The sequence below is a fragment of the Roseovarius sp. MMSF_3350 genome, from assembly GCF_030733425.1.
Lineage (GTDB): Bacteria > Pseudomonadota > Alphaproteobacteria > Rhodobacterales > Rhodobacteraceae > Roseovarius.
Genome location: NZ_JASHIZ010000014.1, coordinates 73,950 through 94,060, shown reverse-complemented (window position 1 = coordinate 94,060; position 20,111 = coordinate 73,950). Strand labels below are relative to the sequence as shown.

At 62.1% G+C, this 20,111-nt stretch carries 21 protein-coding genes; 8 read left to right on the top strand and 13 right to left on the bottom strand.

Translation table 11 applies throughout. The annotated features are described in order from the left end of the window. Nucleotides 1-34 precede the first annotated feature (34 nt). Genes RBB31_RS14150 through RBB31_RS14140 form a run of 3 tightly spaced genes read left to right on the top strand, consistent with a single transcriptional unit; the run spans nt 35 to nt 2,405 of the window. Nucleotides 35-661, top strand: a complete 627-nt coding sequence (locus RBB31_RS14150) for a TRAP transporter small permease (RefSeq protein WP_306129944.1) — start codon at nt 35-37, stop codon at nt 659-661. 3 nt (nt 662-664) lie between these two features. After that, nucleotides 665-1,951 (top strand): TRAP transporter large permease, encoded by a 1,287-nt coding sequence (locus RBB31_RS14145; protein ID WP_306129943.1) that lies wholly within the window; start codon nt 665-667, stop codon nt 1,949-1,951. Nucleotides 1,952-1,964: 13 nt separating this feature from the next. Beyond that, nucleotides 1,965-2,405 carry a universal stress protein gene (locus RBB31_RS14140; protein ID WP_306129942.1) on the top strand — a complete coding sequence of 147 codons (441 nt, stop codon included), beginning with the start codon at nt 1,965-1,967 and terminating at the stop codon, nt 2,403-2,405. 133 nt (nt 2,406-2,538) lie between these two features. Here the strand turns inward: RBB31_RS14140 and RBB31_RS14135 are convergent, their stop codons facing one another. After that, the gene (locus RBB31_RS14135) at nt 2,539-3,930 is read right to left on the bottom strand and encodes an Nramp family divalent metal transporter (protein WP_306129941.1); all 1,392 of its coding nucleotides are present in this window, start codon (nt 3,928-3,930) and stop codon (nt 2,539-2,541) included. Between the two features lie 580 nt (nt 3,931-4,510). Here RBB31_RS14135 and RBB31_RS14130 point away from each other — a divergent pair. Beyond that, nucleotides 4,511-5,404, top strand: coding sequence for a YihY/virulence factor BrkB family protein (locus tag RBB31_RS14130; protein WP_306129940.1), 894 nt, complete (start codon nt 4,511-4,513; stop codon nt 5,402-5,404). Nucleotides 5,405-5,476: 72 nt separating this feature from the next. On the opposite strand, the gene RBB31_RS14125 is transcribed toward RBB31_RS14130, so the two are convergent. Genes RBB31_RS14125 through RBB31_RS14115 form a run of 3 tightly spaced genes read right to left on the bottom strand, consistent with a single transcriptional unit; the run spans nt 5,477 to nt 7,812 of the window. Then, nucleotides 5,477-6,538 carry a methyltetrahydrofolate cobalamin methyltransferase gene (locus tag RBB31_RS14125; RefSeq protein ID WP_306129939.1) on the bottom strand — a complete coding sequence of 354 codons (1,062 nt, stop codon included), beginning with the start codon at nt 6,536-6,538 and terminating at the stop codon, nt 5,477-5,479. Between the two features lie 3 nt (nt 6,539-6,541). Next, nucleotides 6,542-7,474: a methylenetetrahydrofolate reductase gene (locus tag RBB31_RS14120; protein ID WP_306129938.1), complete on the bottom strand. Its 933-nt coding sequence runs from the start codon at nt 7,472-7,474 to the stop codon at nt 6,542-6,544. A gap of 32 nt (nt 7,475-7,506) precedes the next feature. Next, the gene (locus tag RBB31_RS14115; RefSeq protein ID WP_306129937.1) at nt 7,507-7,812 is read right to left on the bottom strand and encodes a virulence factor; all 306 of its coding nucleotides are present in this window, start codon (nt 7,810-7,812) and stop codon (nt 7,507-7,509) included. Nucleotides 7,813-8,044: 232 nt separating this feature from the next. On the opposite strand from RBB31_RS14115, the gene RBB31_RS14110 reads away from it, so the two are divergent. Together RBB31_RS14110 and RBB31_RS14105 are read left to right on the top strand one after the other, a co-directional pair. Continuing rightward, nucleotides 8,045-9,175 carry a Ppx/GppA phosphatase family protein gene (locus RBB31_RS14110; protein ID WP_306129936.1) on the top strand — a complete coding sequence of 377 codons (1,131 nt, stop codon included), beginning with the start codon at nt 8,045-8,047 and terminating at the stop codon, nt 9,173-9,175. Further along, nucleotides 9,175-9,906 carry an RlmE family RNA methyltransferase gene (locus RBB31_RS14105; RefSeq protein WP_306129935.1) on the top strand — a complete coding sequence of 244 codons (732 nt, stop codon included), beginning with the start codon at nt 9,175-9,177 and terminating at the stop codon, nt 9,904-9,906. The genes RBB31_RS14110 and RBB31_RS14105 overlap by 1 nt, the downstream gene beginning before the upstream one ends. On the opposite strand, the gene RBB31_RS14100 is transcribed toward RBB31_RS14105, so the two are convergent. From RBB31_RS14100 to RBB31_RS14085, 4 genes are all read right to left on the bottom strand, one after another. Then, complete coding sequence (locus RBB31_RS14100) at nt 9,903-10,091, bottom strand: hypothetical protein (protein WP_306129934.1); 189 nt, start codon at nt 10,089-10,091, stop codon at nt 9,903-9,905. The two genes, RBB31_RS14105 and RBB31_RS14100, sit on opposite strands and share 4 nt — an antisense overlap. A 324-nt stretch (nt 10,092-10,415) precedes the next feature. Then, the gene (locus RBB31_RS14095; protein WP_306129933.1) at nt 10,416-10,631 is read right to left on the bottom strand and encodes a hypothetical protein; all 216 of its coding nucleotides are present in this window, start codon (nt 10,629-10,631) and stop codon (nt 10,416-10,418) included. Next, nucleotides 10,628-11,788: an aromatic ring-hydroxylating dioxygenase subunit alpha gene (locus tag RBB31_RS14090; protein ID WP_306129932.1), complete on the bottom strand. Its 1,161-nt coding sequence runs from the start codon at nt 11,786-11,788 to the stop codon at nt 10,628-10,630. Before RBB31_RS14090 ends, RBB31_RS14095 begins: the two co-directional genes overlap by 4 nt. Nucleotides 11,789-11,913: 125 nt before the next feature. Then, nucleotides 11,914-12,516, bottom strand: a complete 603-nt coding sequence (locus RBB31_RS14085; protein ID WP_371931330.1) for an XRE family transcriptional regulator — start codon at nt 12,514-12,516, stop codon at nt 11,914-11,916. Nucleotides 12,517-12,963: 447 nt separating this feature from the next. Here RBB31_RS14085 and RBB31_RS14080 point away from each other — a divergent pair, with 447 nt between their 5' ends. Next, nucleotides 12,964-13,359 carry a hypothetical protein gene (locus tag RBB31_RS14080; protein ID WP_306129931.1) on the top strand — a complete coding sequence of 132 codons (396 nt, stop codon included), beginning with the start codon at nt 12,964-12,966 and terminating at the stop codon, nt 13,357-13,359. 19 nt (nt 13,360-13,378) lie between these two features. Here the strand turns inward: RBB31_RS14080 and ilvN are convergent, their stop codons facing one another. From ilvN to RBB31_RS14055, 5 genes are all read right to left on the bottom strand, one after another. After that, nucleotides 13,379-13,939 carry an acetolactate synthase small subunit gene (ilvN, locus tag RBB31_RS14075; RefSeq protein WP_306129930.1) on the bottom strand — a complete coding sequence of 187 codons (561 nt, stop codon included), beginning with the start codon at nt 13,937-13,939 and terminating at the stop codon, nt 13,379-13,381. Between the two features lie 44 nt (nt 13,940-13,983). Then, complete coding sequence (locus tag RBB31_RS14070; protein ID WP_306129929.1) at nt 13,984-15,741, bottom strand: acetolactate synthase 3 large subunit; 1,758 nt, start codon at nt 15,739-15,741, stop codon at nt 13,984-13,986. 474 nt (nt 15,742-16,215) lie between these two features. Continuing rightward, the gene (locus tag RBB31_RS14065; RefSeq protein WP_306129928.1) at nt 16,216-16,542 is read right to left on the bottom strand and encodes a hypothetical protein; all 327 of its coding nucleotides are present in this window, start codon (nt 16,540-16,542) and stop codon (nt 16,216-16,218) included. A gap of 120 nt (nt 16,543-16,662) precedes the next feature. Beyond that, the gene (locus tag RBB31_RS14060) at nt 16,663-17,307 is read right to left on the bottom strand and encodes a response regulator transcription factor (protein WP_306129927.1); all 645 of its coding nucleotides are present in this window, start codon (nt 17,305-17,307) and stop codon (nt 16,663-16,665) included. Continuing rightward, nucleotides 17,304-18,725 (bottom strand): cache domain-containing protein, encoded by a 1,422-nt coding sequence (locus RBB31_RS14055; protein WP_306129926.1) that lies wholly within the window; start codon nt 18,723-18,725, stop codon nt 17,304-17,306. Before RBB31_RS14055 ends, RBB31_RS14060 begins: the two co-directional genes overlap by 4 nt. A gap of 261 nt (nt 18,726-18,986) precedes the next feature. On the opposite strand from RBB31_RS14055, the gene RBB31_RS14050 reads away from it, so the two are divergent. Then, complete coding sequence (locus RBB31_RS14050; protein ID WP_152474894.1) at nt 18,987-20,072, top strand: TRAP transporter substrate-binding protein; 1,086 nt, start codon at nt 18,987-18,989, stop codon at nt 20,070-20,072. Nucleotides 20,073-20,111: the final 39 nt, after the last annotated feature.

Genomic DNA, 20,111 nt, shown 5'->3' with positions numbered 1-20,111 from the left:
TCGCTGACGCATCTTCTGAACGCGGGGACAGGCTATGTCAGACGAACACGGCTCTCAGATACAGTCTCAGACCGAGACGACCGGATTGGATGACGAACCCACGGGCGAATACGTCTCCACGCTGCCGGGACTTCTCGGCACCATCGACATTCTCATAAGCAAGATCGAGGCGGTGATGCTCGCCGTTGGCGTCCTTCTGATGGCGGCCAATACCATCGCCAACGTGGTCGGGCGCTTCGTCTTCCAGAACAGCATCTTCTTTTCCGAGGAACTGAACCGCATCCTGATCATCCTGATCACCTTCGCCGGGATCAGCTATGCCGCCCGCCACGGCCGGCATATCCGCATGTCTGCGATCTACGACACCATGCCGCCCCGGGCGCGCAAGCTGATGATGATCGTCATCACGCTGGTGACGGCGGTGTTCATGTTCGGGCTGGCATACTACGCCTACACCTACATTCTCACCCAGGCCGGGCGGGGCCGTGTTCTGCCGTCTCTCCAGATCCCTGTCTGGATCACGCTCGTCTGGGTTCCGGTGGGTTTCTTCATGACCGGGGTGCAGTATCTGCTGACCGCGATCAAGAACATCATCGACAAGGATATCTACCTCTCGACCGCCGTGCTCGAAGGGTATGACGACACCGAGAAGGAGGTCTGACAGATGGCCCTCACCATCTTTTCCATAATGATCGTCCTCCTGCTGCTTGGCTTTCCGATGATGATCCCGCTGATCGTCGGCGCCTTCGTCGGTTTCTTCACCATGTTCGGCGGCTTCGGCCAGCTTGAAACCATGATCCAGCAGATCATGGCCGGCATCCGCCCCGCCTCGCTGATCGCGGTGCCGATGTTCATCTTCGCGGCCGACATCATGACGCGCGGCCAGTCCGCCAACCGCCTGATCGACCTGGTGATGTCCTTCGTGGGCCACCTCAAGGGCGGCCTTGCCGTGTCCACCGCGGCCGCCTGCACCATGTTCGGCGCGGTCTCGGGCTCGACCCAGGCGACCGTGGTCGCCGTGGGCTCGCCCCTGCGGCCCCGGATGCAGAAGGCGGGCTACAACGACAGCTTCATCCTGGCGCTCATCGTCAACGCCTCCGACATCGCCTTCCTGATCCCGCCCTCCATCGGCATGATCATCTATGGCGTGGTCTCCAACACCTCCATCGCCGAGCTTTTCATCGCCGGCATCGGCCCCGGCCTGCTGATCCTGGTGCTGTTCTCGATCTACGCCTGGATCTACGCGATCCGCAACAACGTGCCGACCGAGCCGAAATACAGCTGGGGCGAACGCCTTACCGCCGGGCGCAAGGCGCTCTGGCCGCTGGGTTTTCCGGCAATCATCATCGGCGGCATCTACGGCGGTATCTTCAGCCCGACCGAGGCGGCGGCGGCCTGCGTGCTCTACGCGCTGGTGCTCGAGGTCATCATCTTCCGTGAACTGGACCTCAAGGGCGTCTACGAAACCGCCAAGTCCACCGGCCTCATCACGGCCGTGGTGTTCATCCTCGTGGGCGTCGGCGCCGCGTTCTCCTGGGTCATCTCCTTCGCCCAGATTCCGCAGGAAATCCTCGGCTCCATCGGCATCGACGAGATGGGCCAGATCGGCGTGCTCTTCGTCATCTCCGTCGCCTTCTTCGTCGGCTGCATGTTCGTCGACCCGATCGTTGTGATCCTCGTGCTGGTTCCGATCTTCGCGCCGGTGGTCGACTCCGTCGGCCTCGACCCTGTGCTGGTCGGCACGATCATCACGCTTCAGGTCGCCATCGGCTCGGCCACGCCGCCTTTCGGCTGCGACATCTTCACGGCCATCGCCGTGTTCAAGCGGCCCTACATGGAAGTGATCCGCGGCACGCCGCCTTTCATCTTCATCCTGCTGTCAGTCGCCGTGCTGCTGATCTTCTTCCCCCAGATCGCCCTGTTCCTGCGGGACCTGGCCTTCGACAAGTAACCGGAGGAGAGACATGTACAAATCAATCCTGGTGCCCTTCGACGGGTCGCCCAACTCCGAGCTGGCCCTCGACAAGGCCCTTGAGATGGCAGCCCTCTGCGGCGGCGCCGATCTGACGCTGCTGACGGTCTACCGCCACCATTCGATGCTCGAGGCGTCGCTGTCCATGGTCCGCCCGGACGATCCCGGCAACATCGACGACGCCATGCGCTCCCATGCGGAGGAAGTCGTGGCAACCGCCAAGAAACGCGCGCAGGAGGCGGGCAAGACCAATGTCCGCGCCTTCGTCAAGGCCGGCCCCACCTCGCGCAATATCGTCAAGTTCGTCGAGAACCACGGCATCGACCTCATCGTGATCGGCCGCCGCGGTATGGGCTCGATGGAAGGCTACCTTCTGGGCAGCGTTTCGCAGAAGGTCACGTACCTCTCACCGGTGCCGGTGCTGATCGTCTGACGTAACCGGCGCGACGAACGGGGCAGGGGGATGCAGCCTGTCTTGCCCCGGGTCGTACCGCAACTCTCGACCAAAGAAAAAGCCGCGCCACGATCTCCCGTGGCGCGGCCTATTGTTTCAAGGTGCCGTGGTGCTACGCCGTCGCCATCATGAACAGGACGTAGATCGAGACAAGGGTCAGGCCGATCGTACCGGCCCAGGCCAGCCCCATCATGAAGCGGCCGGGCATGTGCTCGCGCTCCTCGGGTGTCTGAAAGCCGTCGGTGACCGCCTTGATCGTCAGCCAGTAGATGACCGGCGAGAACACGAGGGCGAGGATCGAGGCGAGTTGCACCACCAGGATCGGCTTCGGCATGCCGAACATCACGGCAGCGCCGCCGATGACCCACAGCACCTGGAACCCGCGGTTGATCAGCTTGCGGGTCGTGGGTTTGTCCCAGCTCGTCTTCAGCCGCACACAGCATTCCTCGAACACCCGTGCCTGACCGTCGAAATAGGTGAAGACGGTCGAGAACAGCGCCGCGATACCACCCGCGATGATGACCGGGAAGACCCACGCGCCGAATGTGTCGGTATAGATACGCGCGATCGTCACGCCCATTTCACGACCCGCGGGAACCAGGCCGATCGGGTTCAGCACGACGGCACCGACGATCAGGAACACCATGCCGGTCAGCGCCGCGATGATATAGGACACGTTCATGTCCCGGCGGTACAGGATCATCGAGTTCTTCATGTAGTCGGGATGCACTTCGACCGTATGGCCTTTCTCGCGCATCTCCCTGACGTAGACCATGCCGCTTTTCTTGTCGACGGCCCAGTTGGACTGCATCGCCGAAACCTCGGTCGTGGTCGGGAAGTACCCGAACATCGACCCGAAAAGGATCATGGCACCGGCGGGCGGCAGGCTCGGCAGCAGCCGCGACAGGTATTCACCCGGGGGCGGCGCCTGCAACGCGAAGGCGATGAAGGACGACAGCGCGAAGACGATGATCGCGACTTTCACGATGCCTTCGAACACTTCGTACTTGCCCAGCCACAGGATGGCGACGCTGATCAGCAGAACGGACATCGACCACATCTCGAGAGACATGAACGGGAAGGCGGCCCAGAGCAGCGCACCACACCCGAGCGCCCGCCCGGCGATGCCGAAGGTGTTGGCCAGCGACTGGAAACCAAGATACCAGAACGGCCACTGGCCGACCCGGGCATAGGCGTTCATGATGCTTTCACCCTTCACCATCGTGTAACGGTGGGCGAATTCGAAGCAGCAATACTTCAGGATATAGGCCGCGGGGATGATCCACAGCAGGGCGTAACCGAACTGCGCGCCGGCGGTGGGCCCGTGCATGATATGGCTGGCGCCGATGCCGGTCATCGCGGCGGCGATGCCGGGGCCGGCGTTCTTCCAGGTGTCTTTCAGCGTCGTTCCGGGCGCATCCAGATAAATTGTCTCGCCCGCCGATGCGTCGGTCGCGCCCTTGGCGGCATCCTTTCCCCCCAAAGGTATAGAAATGTCACTCAACTCTTGTCCTCCCAGACATGTAACATGCCCTCGGCAGTAACGGCGCCCGATGGGCGTTAGCCAATCGGGGGGCCGCGAAACGCGTCGGGCGACTCTTGTTTTTCAAGGCAGAATGAAGCGCTGCGAACCTCCTCGTTCGCGTCATCTTTTTCGCCTGCACTGGTAGGCTGGCATCCCACACACCAAATATCAAGCGAAATATACCTTTGGTTGCGCAAAATGTTTCACAGCCGATGCGGTCAGAGCGAAGCCGCCCGTGGTGCGAACGAGAAATTTCAATAAGAGTCGCGGAAAACGTATTTATATCAGAGGTTTATTGCGGTCAATCAGTGCCTGCGATGACATGGGCGAAACACTGCTCGTCTCGCCTCAAGGGCGAAGCAAATGACCAAATGTGTTCCTTGTACGCGGCGCACCTAACCCTCATGCGCAGAAATTTCGCGCCTTGTCGATGTCTTTCGCACGCCCAACCCCGAGCCCTCGCCCGCAAAGTTCCGGACATTTCACGGTCCCTGGCCCGATCTTTTGGCCCGCTCATGCGTTGAGCCTGCAACACGGCAAAGCAAAGGGAGCGGCCTCCATGCAAGACTACGCCCGGGAACATTCCGCCGATCATCCTGCCCGCATTCCGCGCCGCGGCTGGTGGGACATCGTGCTTCGGGTCAAGTCCGGCATTGTCGACGATCACATGTCGGTGGTGTCTGCCGGGGTCGCCTTCTTCGGGCTGCTTGCGATCTTTCCTGCTGCCGTCGCGCTCATTTCCATTGCGGGCGTCCTGCTCGATCCAAGCGATGTCACCACGCAGTTGAAAGAGATCGTCGCCATCCTGCCCCAGAATGCGGCCGAGATCATCCGCGACCAGGTGCTCAAGGTCACCGGCGGCGACGAAAGCGCCACGAGCCTTGCCGCCATCATCGGCCTTTTGCTGGCGCTATACGGCGCGACCAAGGGGATGATGACGCTGATGGAGGGCATGAACATCGCCTATACCGAGAAGGAAACCCGCGGCTTTGTCGCCCTTTACGCCACCGGCGTCGCACTCACGCTCTTCATCATTGCGGGCCTGCTGGTGTCGCTCGGCGCGATGATCGTCTTGCCCAACGTCATCGGCTTTCTCGGTCTGCCGGACGGGTTGGAAACCGCGATTCTGTGGCTCCAGTGGCCGATCCTGGCCGTCTTCGCCATCCTCGGCCTGGCGGTGCTCTATCGCTTCGGTCCCTCCCGTCCGCCCGCCCGCTGGCGCTGGATCAGCCCCGGCGCGGTGGCCGCCACGGCCCTGTGGCTCATCGGCACCGTCGCCTTCTCCATCTACACGCAGAATTTCGCCAGCTACAACGAGACCTACGGCACGCTGGGCGGCGTCATCATCCTGCTGACATGGCTGTGGCTCTCGGCCTTCATCGTGTTGGCGGGCGCCAAACTGAACGCCGAGATCGAGCGTCAGGCCGACGAGGACACGCCAGCCCCACACTGATCCGCCGCAGCCCCCGAATGCAGAAAAGCCCCGGCGCGAACCGGGGCTTTTCCCTCTTCACTGTCCTGATTCTCAGGCCCGGCGGCGGCGGCGTCCGCCCCGTCCGCCACGTCCGGTCTCTTCTTCGCCGGCTTTCGGCGGGGCCTTGTTGAACTTGATCCACTCGCCGCCATGCGGGTCGTTATTGGTCAGGAAGTTGGCGGCGCGAATGGCCTCCATCTCCTTGCCGGCACGCGGCTTTGTGCTTCCCAGGCCGAACATCTGGCAGAAGGTCTCGTCGTCCATATCCTCGGGGATGATGATCCCCGCCGCTTCGGCCTCGGCCCGCTTGGCGGCCTTGTCGGCCTCCTTCACGGGCAGGGCGATCGGGTTCATGATGGCGCTGGTCATGCCCGCACCCATCGCCATCGGCAGGAACGCGTTGTTGATCCCGTGCCGGTTGGGCAGCCCGAAGCTGATGTTGGACGCGCCGCAGGTGGTGTTCACGCCCAGCTCCTCGCGCAGGCGGCGGACAAGGGTAAACACCTGCTGACCGGCCGTGCCCATGGCGCCGATCGGCATGACCAGCGGGTCGACCACGATGTCATGCGCCGGAATGCCGAAATCGGCGGCCCGTTCCACGATCTTCTTGGCCACGGCAAAGCGCACGTCGGGGTCTTCGCTGATCCCGGTGTCGTCGTTGGAAATCGCCACCACCGGCACGTTGTATTTCTTGACCAGCGGCAGAACCAGTTCCAGCCGCTCTTCCTCGCCGGTGACCGAGTTCAGCAGCGGGCGGCCCTCGCAGGTCTCCAGCCCCGCTTCCAGCGCACCGGGCACCGAGCTGTCGATGCACAGCGGCACATCCACCAGCCCTTGCACCAGTTCCACCACCTTGCGCATCAGCGGCGGCTCGGTCTGGTTCGGATCGGGGTTCGAGTTGTAGACAACGCCCGCGTTGATATCCAGAACCGTGGCACCCGCCGCGACCTGCGCGATGGCGTCGGCCTCAACGGTCGAGAAATCGCCCGCTTCCAGCTCGGCGGCCAGCTTCTTGCGGCCCGTGGGGTTGATCCTCTCACCGATCACACAGAACGGCTGGTCGAACCCGATGATGGCGGTCTTGGTTTTGCTTTCGACGATGGTACGCGTCATGACTTATCCTTGTTTGGCAGCAGGCACCGCCGAGGCGCCGCCATTTTCGATCGCCCACTCGGCATTGGTCTTGATGCCGCCCAGCGGGAAGAAGTGAACGTTGGTGATGTTGAAGTCCGGGTTGGCCGCCTTGTGTGCCGCCAGCTTGGTCAGGACATCCGTGGGCTCGTAGGGCAAGAGCAGCTTGGACACGTCCATCGCGCGCTTCTGCAGCACCTTCAGCGACGGACCCACGCCACAGGCGATGGCAAACTTGATCAGCGTCTGCAGCTTCGCAGGACCCGCAATGCCGATATGGATGGGCAGGGTCACACCGGCCGCGGCCAGGTCGTCGGCCCACTTGATGATCGGGTCGGCGTCGAACGCGAACTGCGTGGCCAGCGCCATCTCGGCATCCGTGCGCTCCGAGAATTTCTGCTTCCACTGCACCGCATTCTCGACGTTCTTCCTGCCGCCATCTGGGTCGATGTCGCGGTTGCCCTCGGGGTGGCCGGCCACGTGCAGCCGCTTGAATCCCGCCCGGTCGAACGCGCCGGTCTCCAGCAGTTGCATCGAGCTGTCGAATGCGCCGTGCGGCTCGGTGACGCCCCCGGCCAGCACCAGCGCCTGTTCGACGCCGGCCTCGCCCTGATAGCGCGCGATCCAGTCCTCCAGCGTCGCCTGGTCCTTGATGATCCGCGCCGGGAAGTGCGGCATAACCTTGTAGCCTTCGGCGGCCACACGCTTGGCGGTCGTGACCATGTCCTCGATCGGCGTGCCTTCGATATGCGCGATATAGACGCGCGTGCCCTCGGGCAGCAGGTCGCGGAAATTGTCCACCTTCTCGGCGGTGCGCGGCATCACCTCGATGGAATAGCCGTCGAGCAAAGCTTCCACCTGCGGGTTGACCGTGCGCGCGCCCGGGGTCTCACGTTTCTTGAAGTTCAAAAGAGCCATCGCGGCCTCCCAGAAAGATTTGCGGCCCCCGCTCACTGCGAGCCGGCCCAACCGTCATTCGCGATCAGCTGCTTGATGCGGTCCTGATCGTATTCCGCGTCCAGCCGCGCGGCCTCGGCCTCGGCCACCGCATCGGCATCGCCTTCCACCTCATAGGGGGCCGCCTTGCGCCACTCGGCGAGATAGGCATCGGTATCCTCGGCGCCGACTTTCATCGCCGCCCGATCGATGGCCTGCTCGAACCGCTCGGGCAGGGGGCGTTTGGACCCGCGCCGGCCCTTGCCGACGATCACCTGCGCGGGAATGTCCCGCCAGTATACTACAGTCACATCAACCATCGCTGATTCCTCTACCTCGGTTGACTCTCTCTAATTCACGTGCCGCGTCCGACAGGGTCGTTTTTCGACTTAACGGCAACTTCCAGCGACGTCACCCTACCCAGCATGCCCTTTCAAGGCCACTGCCGGCCACCGGAAAATGATTCAAGTTTATCCTCCGCACGGCTCAAAGCTTGCGCGAACCCCTCGCAACCACTACCTTTAACTCAACTCGAAATGGAGGGCGTGTGTTATGGCGCCCAAGCGTCCCGAAAGTGCGGGCGCGGTCCCTCGTTCATCAGAACGGCCAAAGGTCGAAAGCCCCGCACTGATCTCGCCCGAATCCGGCCCGCTTTACGCGGCGCTGGATCTGGGAACGAACAGTTGTCGAATGCTGATCGCCCGCCCCGAGGGCGCTCAGTTCAAAGTCGTGGACAGCTTTTCGAAATCGGTGCAACTGGGGCAGGGGCTGGAACAGACCGGCAAGCTGTCGCGCGCCTCGATCTACCGCACCATTCAGGCCCTGCGGGTCTGCCAGCAGAAACTCAAGCGCAACAAGGTCCGGCGGATGCGCCTGGTGGCGACAGAGGCCTGCCGCCGCGCCTCCAACGGCACCGCCTTCATGAAAAAGGTCGAACGGGAAACCGGCCTGCGCCTCGACATCATCGAGCCGCAGGAAGAGGCGCAACTTGCCGTCGTCTCCTGCGCGCCGCTGGTCAGCAAGAAGACCGAGCAGCTTCTGGTGGTCGATATCGGCGGCGGCTCGACCGAGCTTGTCTGGATCGACCTCACCAACGTCCGCCCGCGCGAGCGGGCCTCGGCGATCATGCGAATGCATGGCGGCTTTCCCGACGCCCGGCGCGTCGATGGCCCCTCGGCCCGCGTGGTCGACTGGATCAGCGTGCCCCTGGGGGTGGCGACGCTGCGCGACCAGTTCAACGATGTCGAGGATGACGCCGCGCGCTTCGCCCTCATGAGCTGGTTCTTCGAGGAAAACCTCGCCGAATTCGCCCCCTACAAGGACGAGCCGCCGCGCGACGGCTTCCAGATCATCGGCACTTCGGGCACGGTCACGACCGTCGCCGCCAGCCACCTTGGCCTCAAGCGGTACGACCGCAACAAGGTCGACGGGCTGCGCATGACCTCCGACCAGATCGACCGGGTGATCCGCGACTACCTGGCCATGGGCCCTGCCGGCCGCCGCCGCGACCCGCGCATCGGGCTCGACCGGCAGGCGCTCATCATGTCCGGCGCCGCGATTCTGCAGGCGCTCTTGCGCTGCTGGCCCACCGATCGGCTGTCGGTCGCCGACCGCGGCCTGCGCGAGGGCATGCTCTACGCCCAGATGGCCGCCGACGGCGTGCTGATCGAAGGACAGGACTGATGGCCAAGAAACCCACCGGCAAGGGCCCCACGGGCAAGAACACCTCCGGCCGCGGCCAGCGCGACCTCACCGTCAAGGTCAAGACCGCCAAGGGCCGCCGCAGCAGTTCCACCCGTTGGCTGCAACGCCAGCTCAACGACCCGTACGTGAAACGTGCCCAGGCCGAGGGCTATCGCGGCCGCGCCGCCTACAAGATCATGGAGCTGGACGACAAGTTCCGCTTCCTCGTGCCCGGCGCCCGCGTCGTCGACCTCGGCTGCGCGCCCGGTGGCTGGTGCCAGGTGGCCGTGCCCCGCGTCAATGCCCTGGGCGAGAAATCCGGCAAGGCGCAGGGCTATATCCTCGGCATCGACCTGCAAGAGGTCGAGCCCATCGCCGGCTGCGAGTTGCACGTGCTCGACTTCATGGAGGACGACGCCGACGAAAAGGTGAAGGAATGGTTGGGCGGCAAGGCGGACGTGGTCATGTCTGACATGGCGGCCGCCTCCTCGGGCCACAAGCAGACCGACCATTTGCGCATCATCGCACTGTGCGAAGCCGCCGCCTATCTCGCCTTCGACGTGCTCGAAGAAGGCGGCACCTTCGTCTCCAAGGTCCTCGCCGGCGGGGCAGAGGGCGACCTGCAGAAACTCCTCAAGCAGCGCTTCACCAAGGTCGCCAACGTCAAGCCACCCGCGTCGCGATCCGACAGTTCCGAGAAATTCGTGGTCGCCACGGGCTTCCGGGGCTAAAGCGCCACGGGCCTGGCCTCAAAGGACATCTCCGCCAGGTCGCGGAACGCCATCGCCGCGTTGCCGTCCGCGACCTGCCGCGCCGTGGCGCTGTCACGCACCCGTCGCGCGGCATTTTCCTGCCGCAACAGCTCGAACAGCCGCGCGTGGCGTGACATCTCGATATGGTCCGGTCTGGTCTGCATGTCGCCTCGGGCGGTGTTTCGCGCAATGTCGCGTAAGATACCTGCCATCCCATTAAGGCGATTCTGGCCCGGCCATCGTTCGATTTCCGGGCAATAGGCCACGATCCGCACCACTTCGGCGTAGGGTGGGTGAAAACCCACGCGCCGTCGCACCCGGTCTCTTCACATACCGTTAACGAAACCCTGGTCGCACCGTCCGCATCGCGCAGTGTGTTAACCGGCTGAAACGCGAAATCCGCACCGTCGCCATACCGACGTCATACCGACGCGAATACCGACGTGCCATTTTTCCCGCGAATCCTCCGAATTAACCTCTTCCGCGCCTCAGGCCTCGCGCCCGTGCCGCACCAACCGCGCATGCAGACGCCGCGCATCCGGCGCCCCGGCCTCGAGCGCGAATACATACGCATGCGTCAGGTAGAAGCACGACGCGTCCAGGTCGTTCGCCGTATCCGCGGCTTGGGTATAAAGCCGGATCAGCGCCGCGGCATCATGTGCTTGGTGCGCCGCCACCATCGCAGAGTCCAGGGCCGCGGTCATTCCGCCGCCTTTCCCATGCCGCGATAGGCTTCGACCTTGCCGGCAACCCAGGCATGAAAACAATGGGTTGGGCTATCCATCACGGGCGAGAAGCGCCCTCCGTCGAACTGGTCCGCATGCCGCCCGCGCTGCATCCCCTCGACCACGAAGATATCCTCCTCGAAGACGGTCTTCCAAAGCTGCGTGTTGCGCATCCGCAGCCCCTCGTCACTATCGGGCACCGAATAATAGAGGTGGATATGCTCGACCGTTTTCTCGGGGCCTTTCGGCTCCAGGATGATGGCGAAGGCATGGTCGCGATGCACGCCCAGAAGGACGTTCGGGTAGACCGCGATATACTCCGCCTGTTCATTCCACTTCGCGCCAACCCCTTCAAAATCCGGGAATTTCTCGCCGTTCTCGTTGGTCAGCTGGCGGTAGACCATCGTGCCCTGACCCGAGAATGCACCGGGCTCTTCGATGTTGTAATGGTCCTCCAGCTTGGAATAGCTGTTGAGCCCCGGATGCACCCAGGGCAGGTGATAGCTCTCGCAGTAGTTCTCCACCGCCAGCTTCCAGTTGGTGTTGACCTCGAACTCGATCTTGCTGTCGAATCCGCCGTGATAGACTGGCAGTTCGAACTCCGACCAGCGCGCGATCACCTCCTTCATGGCCACCTCGAAGGCGGGTGCGTCGCCCGAGACATTGACCCAGACGACATCGCGCCACACATGGCTGCGCACCTCGATCAGGCCCAGGTCGTCGCGTTTGATCGCCTCGTGCGTGTTGTACCCCGGTCCGCCCACATGCGGTGTCGAAACCAGCTTGCCCTTGGTGGAGTAGCACCAGGAATGGTAAGGGCAGCGGATCGCACCCTCGATCTTGCGCGGCTCTTCCACCAGGATCATTCCACGGTGACGGCAGATGTTCTGGAACACCCGCACGTCCCCGTCCTTGTCCCGCAGCATGAGCAGAGGCATGCCCAGGAACTGGATCGGCTTGGCATCCCCCGGTTCCGGCACGTCCGCGGCCACCGACAATCCCGCCCACTGCGTGTACAGCAGCGCCTGGCGTTCCTCGGCATAAACGGCGGGGTCGATGTAATGAGCGTTGGGCAGGCCATTGGCCTTTTCGACACTGGCGCGGACGGCAGAGAGGTCGGTGATCGTGGCAGACATCGGCAACACATCCCTTTGGCTGGTGATCTTTCCCGATTGCCCTGAATCGCGCGTGAGGAACCGCCGATTCGCGACACGACTTCTCTCAATGCGACCTTATCAAAGCCGGAGAAGGGGGACGGTTTCTAGCGGAATTCCTCGTTCAGGCGCAGCAGACGCGCATGGAATACCGGTACGTCCTCCAGCGTCACGAGGCCCGCCTGCCGGGCCACGGGCAGTGCCCTGACCAGGCCTGGCCCCAGATACTCGTAGACCATCCGCGCCGCCCGCCGTCCGGTTACCTTTTCCCGCACGGTGCGTGTCGCGTAGCCTTCCCAGATGTTCGACTGGAATGATGTCTCGGGCGTCAGGAAGTTGAAGGAACAGGCCAGGGAGTTGCGATGGGTCACCAGCGCCGCCACGCCCTCTTCCTGCCGCATGACGAGGCCGCGAAATTCCCGGTTGGCCGGCCCGGTTGACAGGCCCTGGCTGCGCATGGCATCGCGCGGCTCGAAACCGCGTATAAAAGTATAGGGCGCCTCGCGATGCACGTGGACGAGGCCGATCGTGAACAGGCTGTCGTCGATGAACGACCGGCGGACAAAGCTGTAGAAGCCGCTGGGAAACATGTCTTCCGGCACGGCGGTGGGGGCCGTGCCAAAGAAATCCGACAGAAAAGCATGCCCCAGAAGTTCCGGAGACGTCGTGAAGATGGCTTCGACCGGTTCCAACAGGATGCGGGCATCCACTCTGAAGAACTCGCAGATCCGATGCAGCAGGTCCGGTCGCGGAAAGCTTTCGCCAGACAGGTAGCGATTGAACTGCGTGCGGTTTATCCCGATTTCCCGACACAGACCTGATACCGACCTGTAAGGCGCACTCAGAATCTGAAGGTTACGGCCGAAAATACCACGCAGGACCGCCGGATCGGCGGCCTGTTTCGATGGTCCGGCTGATCGCGTTTTCCCGTTCAACAAAGCACCGATTCTTACTCAGCCGATACGCCAGCCGGAGCACCGAGATTGCATTTGATGCACCAGATACACGAAGTTGCGCCGCCCTGTCCAGAAATTGACGCACTTTAGCGTCAGTTTTGTTAACGACTGACACAAATGGGTAGCGCCCAAGCATCAGATTTCCAGTGATTGGCTCAGAACGGTGTCCTATCCTTAATTCAGGATAGCAGCGAGGATACTATGTACGGTGCAGTATTGTGGGCAGATCGGTGCACGAACCGCGCGCTGATCTGGTGCGAAGACCACGGCGAACTGGCCTTTTTCGAAGGTGAGCCGGCCAGTTTCACCGATACTTCTACCTTTGAGGAAGGCGACCTTGTGGCATTCAAGATACGCAATGGCCGAGGCATGCGCGTTGCCTTTGAAATGAAGGTGGTCGCCAGCGAAGAGTACCCCGGTCTTGCCAAGAACCTGCGAAGCGCAGCTCCGGATGGATATGCGGGGATTGCCTGTGAGCCGTCTGCGTCGGACAGTAACATTCTGCCGTTCCAGCCACGGAGGGCGGCAGACGATATTCATGACGCGACTTCGCGTCAGACCGCGCAGTCTTCTGAAGTTGTAAAGCAGATCCGCTAGATCCTCGCGGCGGACCCGCTTACGTTCCGCGCGACAGCGCGGCGACACCGGTACGGGCTATTTCCTCAAGTCCCAGTGGACGCATCAGGTCCGCGAAGGCATCCACCTTCTCCGAGGTGCCGGTGATTTCGAAGACAAAGCTGTCCAGCGTGCTATCCACTACGTTCGCGCGGAAGATGTCCGCCAGCCGCAGCGCCTCGACCCGCTTGTCGCCGGTGCCCGTGACACGCAACAGCGCCAGCTCCCGCTCGACCGACGGGCCCTCGACCGTCAGGTCGTGCACGTCATGCACCACCACGATCCGTCCAAGCTGCGCCTTGATCTGCTCGATGATCTGCGGCGTGCCGGTGGTGACGATCGTAATTCGAGAGGTGTGCCCGGTATGATCGACTTCTGCCACGGTCAGGCTGTCGATATTGTATCCGCGACCGGAAAACAGCCCGATCACACGGGCCAGCACGCCCGGTTCGTTGTCCACGATGACCGCCAGGGTATGGCGCTCTTCGGCGTCCGAGAAGGTCGGGCGCAGGTTATAGGCGGAATGGCTGGACGCGCCTTTCTTGAGTTTCAGAGCTGACATGGGCCTTGGTCCTTTGAAATAGTGCGTGGGCAGGGCAGGGCGGCTTAAACCAGCACCGCCCCGCCGGCGTCGATGGCATCGGCGGTGGACGCGTTCTCGCCCAGCAGCATCTCGTTATGGGCTTTGCCCGAAGGGATCATCGGGAAGCAGTTCTCGTGCTTCTCGACAAGGCAGTCGAAAATGACCGGCCCGTCATAGTTAAGCATCTCCATGATCGCATCGTCCAGATCGGCGGGGTCCGAACATTGGATCCCCTTGGCTCCGAACGCCTCGGCCAGCTTGACGAAATCGGGCAAGGCGTCGGACCACGAGTGCGAATAACGCTCGCCGTGCAGCAACTCCTGCCACTGGCGCACCATTCCAAGGCGTTCGTTGTTCAGGATGAACTGCTTGACGGGCAGGCGGTACTGCACCGCAGTGCCCATCTCCTGCATGTTCATCAGCCACGACGCCTCGCCCGCGACGTTGATCACCAACGACTCGGGGTGCGCGACCTGCACGCCGATCGAGGCGGGAAAGCCATAGCCCATGGTGCCCAGACCGCCCGAGGTCATCCAGCGGTTGGGGTCCTCGAACCCGAGGTACTGCGCCGCCCACATCTGGTGCTGGCCCACTTCGGTGCAGATGTAGCGATCATGCCCCTTGGTAAGTTCTTCAAGACGGTGCACAGCGTGCTGGGGCTTGATCGTCTTGCCTGACTGGGTGAATGCCAGGCAATTGATTTTTTTCCACTCATCGATGCGGCCCCACCAGTTGCGGATGGCATCGCGGTTGATCTTGCTGCCGCGATCCTTCCAGAGGCCAAGCATCTGGCGCAGCACTTCCTTGACGTCGCCGACAATGGGGAAATCGGTGCGGATCACCTTGTTGATCGAGGACGGGTCGATGTCGATATGCGCCCGCTGCGAGCCGGGCGAGAACGCGTCCAGCCGGCCGGTGATCCGGTCGTCGAACCGCGCGCCGATATTGATCATCAGGTCGCAGTCATGCATCGCCATGTTGGCCTCGTAAAGGCCATGCATCCCCAGCATGCCCAGCCAGTTCTTGCCCGAGGCCGGGTAACAGCCAAGGCCCATCAGGGTAGAGGTGATCGGAATGCCCGTGGCATCGACCAGTTCGCGCAAGAGCTTCGTTGCCTCGTCGCCGGAGTTGATAACGCCGCCGCCGGTATAGAAGATCGGTCGCTCCGCCTGCTCCAGCGCCTCGACAAGTTCGGTGATCGTGTCGATATCGCCCATGGTCTGCGGCTGGTAATGCGAAGTTTTGGTCTGCGCCGGCTCCAGGTACTTCGCCGAGGCGAACTGCACGTCCTTCGGGATATCGACCAGCACCGGCCCCGGACGGCCCGAGGTTGCCACGTGAAACGCCTCGTGAATGGTCTGCGCCAGCCGCTCTGTTTCCTTGACCAGCCAGTTATGCTTGGTGCAGGGGCGGGTGATGCCGACCGTGTCGGCCTCCTGGAACGCGTCCGAGCCGATCATGAAGGTCGGCACCTGGCCTGTGAGGACGATCAGCGGGATCGAATCCATCAACGCGTCGGTCAGACCGGTCACCGCGTTGGTCGCGCCCGGGCCAGAGGTCACCAGCACGACGCCCGGTTTCCCGGTCGACCGGGCATACCCTTCGGCCGCGTGAACCGCGCCTTGTTCGTGGCGGACAAGGATGTGGCGAATATCGTTCTGCTGAAAGATCTCGTCATAAATCGGTAGCACGGCACCGCCGGGATATCCGAATACGACGTCCACACCCTGATCCTTCAAGGCCTGAACCACCATCTTCGCTCCGGTCATCTGACGTGTCATCTTATTGCTCCGTTCATGACATGTGTCTCTTTGTGCTACGCATAAAAAAGCCCCCGGAGAGTTCCGAGGGCGCATGGGGTACCGTTATGGTGTCCGTTACCGGCCCATGCGCCATTCACCTACGAATACGATTAGCGATGCCATTTTCGGCGACTCCTTGCTGCGTCCGGGGACATTATGTGCGGGTTACGGGACCGTCAACAGGCTTTCCGTAAAAAATGTCGCGAGAGGGGACGGTTTCTTTGCATATGTTGCGCGGAACGCGGCGCGGCAGAAACGCACAGGCTGGAAAAACCGTAACCAACCCTGCTGAAAGCCGTTTCAGCTGTGAAAAATTTTGGGTTCGCGAGAAGGCAAGCTGCCATGTTCGGCGACGGTACTTGGGGAAAGCGAAAGCGCCAAAAACCTGGGACAAGGAACACTCGTCTAAATGTTAATGCACAAGCGTCCCTGTTATGGCGAAGGCGCACCTGACTACACGAGGTGACCGAGCGTACCCATCATATAGTCCCGGTTGTAGTGCAACGACTGAACCCGCGGATCATCCTGGGATTTGCGCATCACCGTGTCGTAATCTGCGAAGCAGATCAGCTGCGCTTTGTTCTGGATGATGCGGATGTTGAGATCGTTGAGGTAGGCGGTGCGAAACCTGTCGGCTAGCCGTTGCGACGCGAAGTTGATGATCGTCGTCGTGCCGCCTGCGTTGTTCTGAAGGCCGTAACACACGGCTTTCTGGCGGTCGAAGGTGAAATCGGCGAACTCAACCGTGCTTTCGCCATAGTCCTCTTGAACGTCCTGCATGGTGTCCCCCATGGCCAAGAATGTCACGACGATGACAGATTCGTAAAATTATGGAAGGGGTGCAGCATAAATATTTCTGCGCCGCGGCATCAGATGCCGCAAAGTTGATCATCGATCCCTCTAGAGCGAAACTCCGGTCCCCTGCAGCACGCCATGTTCCATCGCATAACGGGTCAGACCCGCGGTCGAGCTGATGCCCAGTTTGCGCTTGATGTTCTTGCGGTGCGTTTCCACGGTGCGCACCGAGATATCCAGCGCCAGCGCCACTTGCTTGTTCGACTTCCCCTGCGCCAATTGCAGCAGGATGGTTTGTTCGCGATTGGTCAACTGAACGCGGCCCTCCCGGATGTCCGGCGCTAGCGACCCCTGCGCCCCGGTGCAAAGATAACGCTCGCCTTTGCTGACAGCATCGATCGCGCGCTTGATCTCTTCCGTCGGCACGTCTTTTAGAACATAGCCCATGGCACCGTGGCCGAGGGCGGAGCTGATGTATTCCGGGCTGTCATGCATCGACAGGATCAGGATGCGGGTATCCGGACGGCGTTCCAGCAGGATCTCGGTGGTTGAAAGCCCGCCGATACCCGGCATGTTCAGGTCCAGCAAGATCACGTCGGGGTCGAGCGCAGGGGCCTTGTCGATGATATCCTGTCCCGAGGAAAGGGTCGCGACGACCTCTATGTCGTCATAGCTTTCAAGGATGGCTTCAATGCCTTCGGCCACCATTGGATGATCGTCGACGATGGCGATACGAATGGTTTCGGTCATGCGCTTGCCTTGGTTCCCTTGTCGGTTCCGGAAGTGTCTTCTGGTTGCAGCATATGTGTCAGCGGCACGTTCGCCTCGATCACCGTGCCGCTTCTAGAGCCCAGGATCCGTAACGTACCGTCCAGTTGCTCGATCCGTTCCTGCATGTTGCGCAAACCCAGGCCCTGCGACTGCGTGACGAAGGATCGGCCCGGATCGAATCCGCGGCCATTGTCCGAAATCCGCAAGGTCGCCCCGTTTTTGTGACCGCGCACTTGAACCGAGACACAGGTGGCATCCGCGTGCCTTTCGACGTTCGTCAGCGCCTCCTGCGCCACGCGGTACAGCGCGGTCTTGGCGTCATCGTCCAGCCGGTTGCGGAACGGCACGGTATGGAACTCGGTTTTTATGCCCGTGCGTGCGCCGAAATCTTCGACCAGCGACTTCAGCGCCGGACCGACGCCGAGGTCGTCCAGCACGCCAGGCCGCAGGTCGCGGGAAATGCGGCGCACTTCCTGGATCGCGCCCGAAAGGTTCAGGATGCCCCGGTCGAGAGTCTCGCCGGCCCGCGCATCTCCGGTTTCGAACCGACGGCGGGCGCTGTCGAGCGCATAGCGGACGCCCACAAGGATCTGGCTGATCCCGTCGTGCAATTCGCGCGCAACGCGCCCGCGTTCCTCTTCCTGGGCGTCGAACACCCTCTGGGTCAGCCGCTTCAGCTTGGCGTCCGCTACGCGGCGCTCGCGGATGTTGATGAAAAGGCCCGAGGTGAAGACCAGCAACAGTGCCGCCATGGTCAGGCCGCCAATATAAAGAAACGTGCGTTGAACGCGGTCTTCCACCGTGGCGCGCGCGCTGTTCACGGTGGCGATGACATCGTCGATGAAGACGCCCGTGCCAATCACCCACCGCCAATCCTGAAACCCGATGACATAGGTGACCATCTGCGCAGTCTCGCCGGTCGACGGCTTGGTCCACTGGTAACTGTGATAGCCCCCGCCGGTTCGGGCGATGCGGATCAGTTCGTCGGTTATCGGGATGCCGGATTCGTCCTTCAGTCCGCTCCAGTTGCGCCCGATCAACTGCGTATGGCGGGGGCTGACAAGGTTGTTCCCGTCATAGTCGTAGACGAAGAAATAGCCATCTTGCCCATAGATCATGGCGGAAAGAATCTGCGTGACGACCAGCTTGGCGTCTTCATCGTCCGGTGCCGCCCGCCCGTAAATATTGATGATCGCGGTCCGGGCCAGAGACAGGTAGTTCTTCAACTCGTCGCGCTTTGCGGCAATCAGCTTTTCCTCGAGCGAGTGAATTTCACGCTCGGCCATCTGGCGGGACTGCAGCGTCACCAGAACGGAAATGGTCACCACGGCCAGGATGAGGGGCAGGGTCGCCGTCAGAAACAGTTTCTGACCATAATTCAACTGCGGTCTGGTCATCGATTCTCCTTGGGCGAATCGTTAATGCGAATCTTGGCCGAAGCCCAGCGCCGGCTGTCGGTAGGAAATGCCGCGCCGCCGCGTCCATGCCCTATTTCTGAGCGGGTTCAGCGATTTCCGGTACGCTACGGCACAAAACCTACGCACTACTCGGTATTCCCTTTGATTCATGTACACGATAGTGTCCCGACACCTGCAACGGTCCGCGCGCAGGCTGCTAGGGACGGCATGCGCGCTTCATCAATTGGGAGGATATACCGAATGGATCGTCGTTCATTTCTGAAAAATACCGCTCTGGGCGGGTCGGCCGCGGCCGCAACATCGCTGGCCGCTCCGGCTTATGCTCAGGGCAACCGCACTCTGACCATGGTCACGACTTGGGGCCGTGGCCTCGCCGGCGTGCATGACGCCGCACAGTACTGCGCCGACCAGATCACCGCGATGAGCGATGGCCAGTTGACCGTCGATCTGAAAGCTGCCGGCGAACTCGTCGGGGCGTTCGAGGTGTTCGACGCCGTTACAGCCGGTCAGGCCGACATGTACCATGGCGTGGACTATTACTTCCTGGGTCAGCACCCGGCGCTGTCGTTCTACTCGCAGATCCCGTTCGGGATGACCTTCCAGGAATATTCGAACTGGTGGTACATCGACGGCGGCAAGGAACTGGGCGACGAACTCTACTCGATTTTCGGCCTCAAGGCATTTCCGTGCGGCAACACCGGCCCGCAATCGGGCGGATGGTTCGCCAAGGAAATCAACTCGCCCGAGGACTTTCAGGGCCTGCGTTTCCGTATGCCCGGCCAGGGTGGCGAAGTGCTGGGCAAGCTGGGTGCCAGCGTCCAGAACCTGCCCGGATCGGAAGTGTACCAGGCGCTGTCGTCGGGTGCCATCGACGGTACCGAGTGGATCGGCCCCTGGGCGGACGAGAAGGCCGGTTTCCAAGAGATCACCAAGACCTACTACACCGCCGGCTTCCACGAGCCCGGCCCGAACCTGAACTGTGTCGTCGGCCTCGAAGTCTACGAGAGCCTTACCCCGGCGCAGCAGTCGATCATCTCGAACGCGGCACAAGCCACCAACATCTGGAACATGTCTCAGTTCATGGCGAACAACGGTGCGGCGCTGCAGCGTCTGCAATCGTCGGGCGTCACCTTGCGTGAATTCCCCGACGAGGTCTGGGACGCGTTCGGTGCGGCGGCACAGGAAGTGCTGCAGCAGAACATGGGCGACGAACTCTACAAGAAAGCCTATGACAGCTACCGCGAGTCGCTTGAAAGCTCGGCCTCCTGGATCAGCCGGTCCGAAGGCAGCTTCCGGTCGCAGCGCGACCGCGTGCTCGACATCTGATCGCCGGGCGATTGTGAGCTACGCTTCCCGCGCCTTGCA

Coding starts and splice junctions, on each gene's coding strand:
- RBB31_RS14120 (WP_306129938.1), bottom strand. CDS start 7,474: ATGGCTCTTTTGAACTTCAAGAAACGTGAGACCCCGGGCGCGCGCACG.
- RBB31_RS14110 (WP_306129936.1), top strand. CDS start 8,045: ATGGCGCCCAAGCGTCCCGAAAGTGCGGGCGCGGTCCCTCGTTCATCA.
- RBB31_RS14080 (WP_306129931.1), top strand. CDS start 12,964: ATGTACGGTGCAGTATTGTGGGCAGATCGGTGCACGAACCGCGCGCTG.
- RBB31_RS14100 (WP_306129934.1), bottom strand. CDS start 10,091: ATGCAGACCAGACCGGACCATATCGAGATGTCACGCCACGCGCGGCTG.
- RBB31_RS14070 (WP_306129929.1), bottom strand. CDS start 15,741: ATGACACGTCAGATGACCGGAGCGAAGATGGTGGTTCAGGCCTTGAAG.
- RBB31_RS14140 (WP_306129942.1), top strand. CDS start 1,965: ATGTACAAATCAATCCTGGTGCCCTTCGACGGGTCGCCCAACTCCGAG.
- RBB31_RS14055 (WP_306129926.1), bottom strand. CDS start 18,725: ATGACCAGACCGCAGTTGAATTATGGTCAGAAACTGTTTCTGACGGCG.
- RBB31_RS14050 (WP_152474894.1), top strand. CDS start 18,987: ATGGATCGTCGTTCATTTCTGAAAAATACCGCTCTGGGCGGGTCGGCC.
- RBB31_RS14105 (WP_306129935.1), top strand. CDS start 9,175: ATGGCCAAGAAACCCACCGGCAAGGGCCCCACGGGCAAGAACACCTCC.
- RBB31_RS14065 (WP_306129928.1), bottom strand. CDS start 16,542: ATGCAGGACGTTCAAGAGGACTATGGCGAAAGCACGGTTGAGTTCGCC.
- RBB31_RS14125 (WP_306129939.1), bottom strand. CDS start 6,538: ATGACGCGTACCATCGTCGAAAGCAAAACCAAGACCGCCATCATCGGG.
- RBB31_RS14095 (WP_306129933.1), bottom strand. CDS start 10,631: ATGACCGCGGCCCTGGACTCTGCGATGGTGGCGGCGCACCAAGCACAT.
- RBB31_RS14060 (WP_306129927.1), bottom strand. CDS start 17,307: ATGACCGAAACCATTCGTATCGCCATCGTCGACGATCATCCAATGGTG.
- RBB31_RS14145 (WP_306129943.1), top strand. CDS start 665: ATGGCCCTCACCATCTTTTCCATAATGATCGTCCTCCTGCTGCTTGGC.
- RBB31_RS14115 (WP_306129937.1), bottom strand. CDS start 7,812: ATGGTTGATGTGACTGTAGTATACTGGCGGGACATTCCCGCGCAGGTG.
- RBB31_RS14130 (WP_306129940.1), top strand. CDS start 4,511: ATGCAAGACTACGCCCGGGAACATTCCGCCGATCATCCTGCCCGCATT.
- RBB31_RS14090 (WP_306129932.1), bottom strand. CDS start 11,788: ATGTCTGCCACGATCACCGACCTCTCTGCCGTCCGCGCCAGTGTCGAA.
- ilvN (WP_306129930.1), bottom strand. CDS start 13,939: ATGTCAGCTCTGAAACTCAAGAAAGGCGCGTCCAGCCATTCCGCCTAT.
- RBB31_RS14150 (WP_306129944.1), top strand. CDS start 35: ATGTCAGACGAACACGGCTCTCAGATACAGTCTCAGACCGAGACGACC.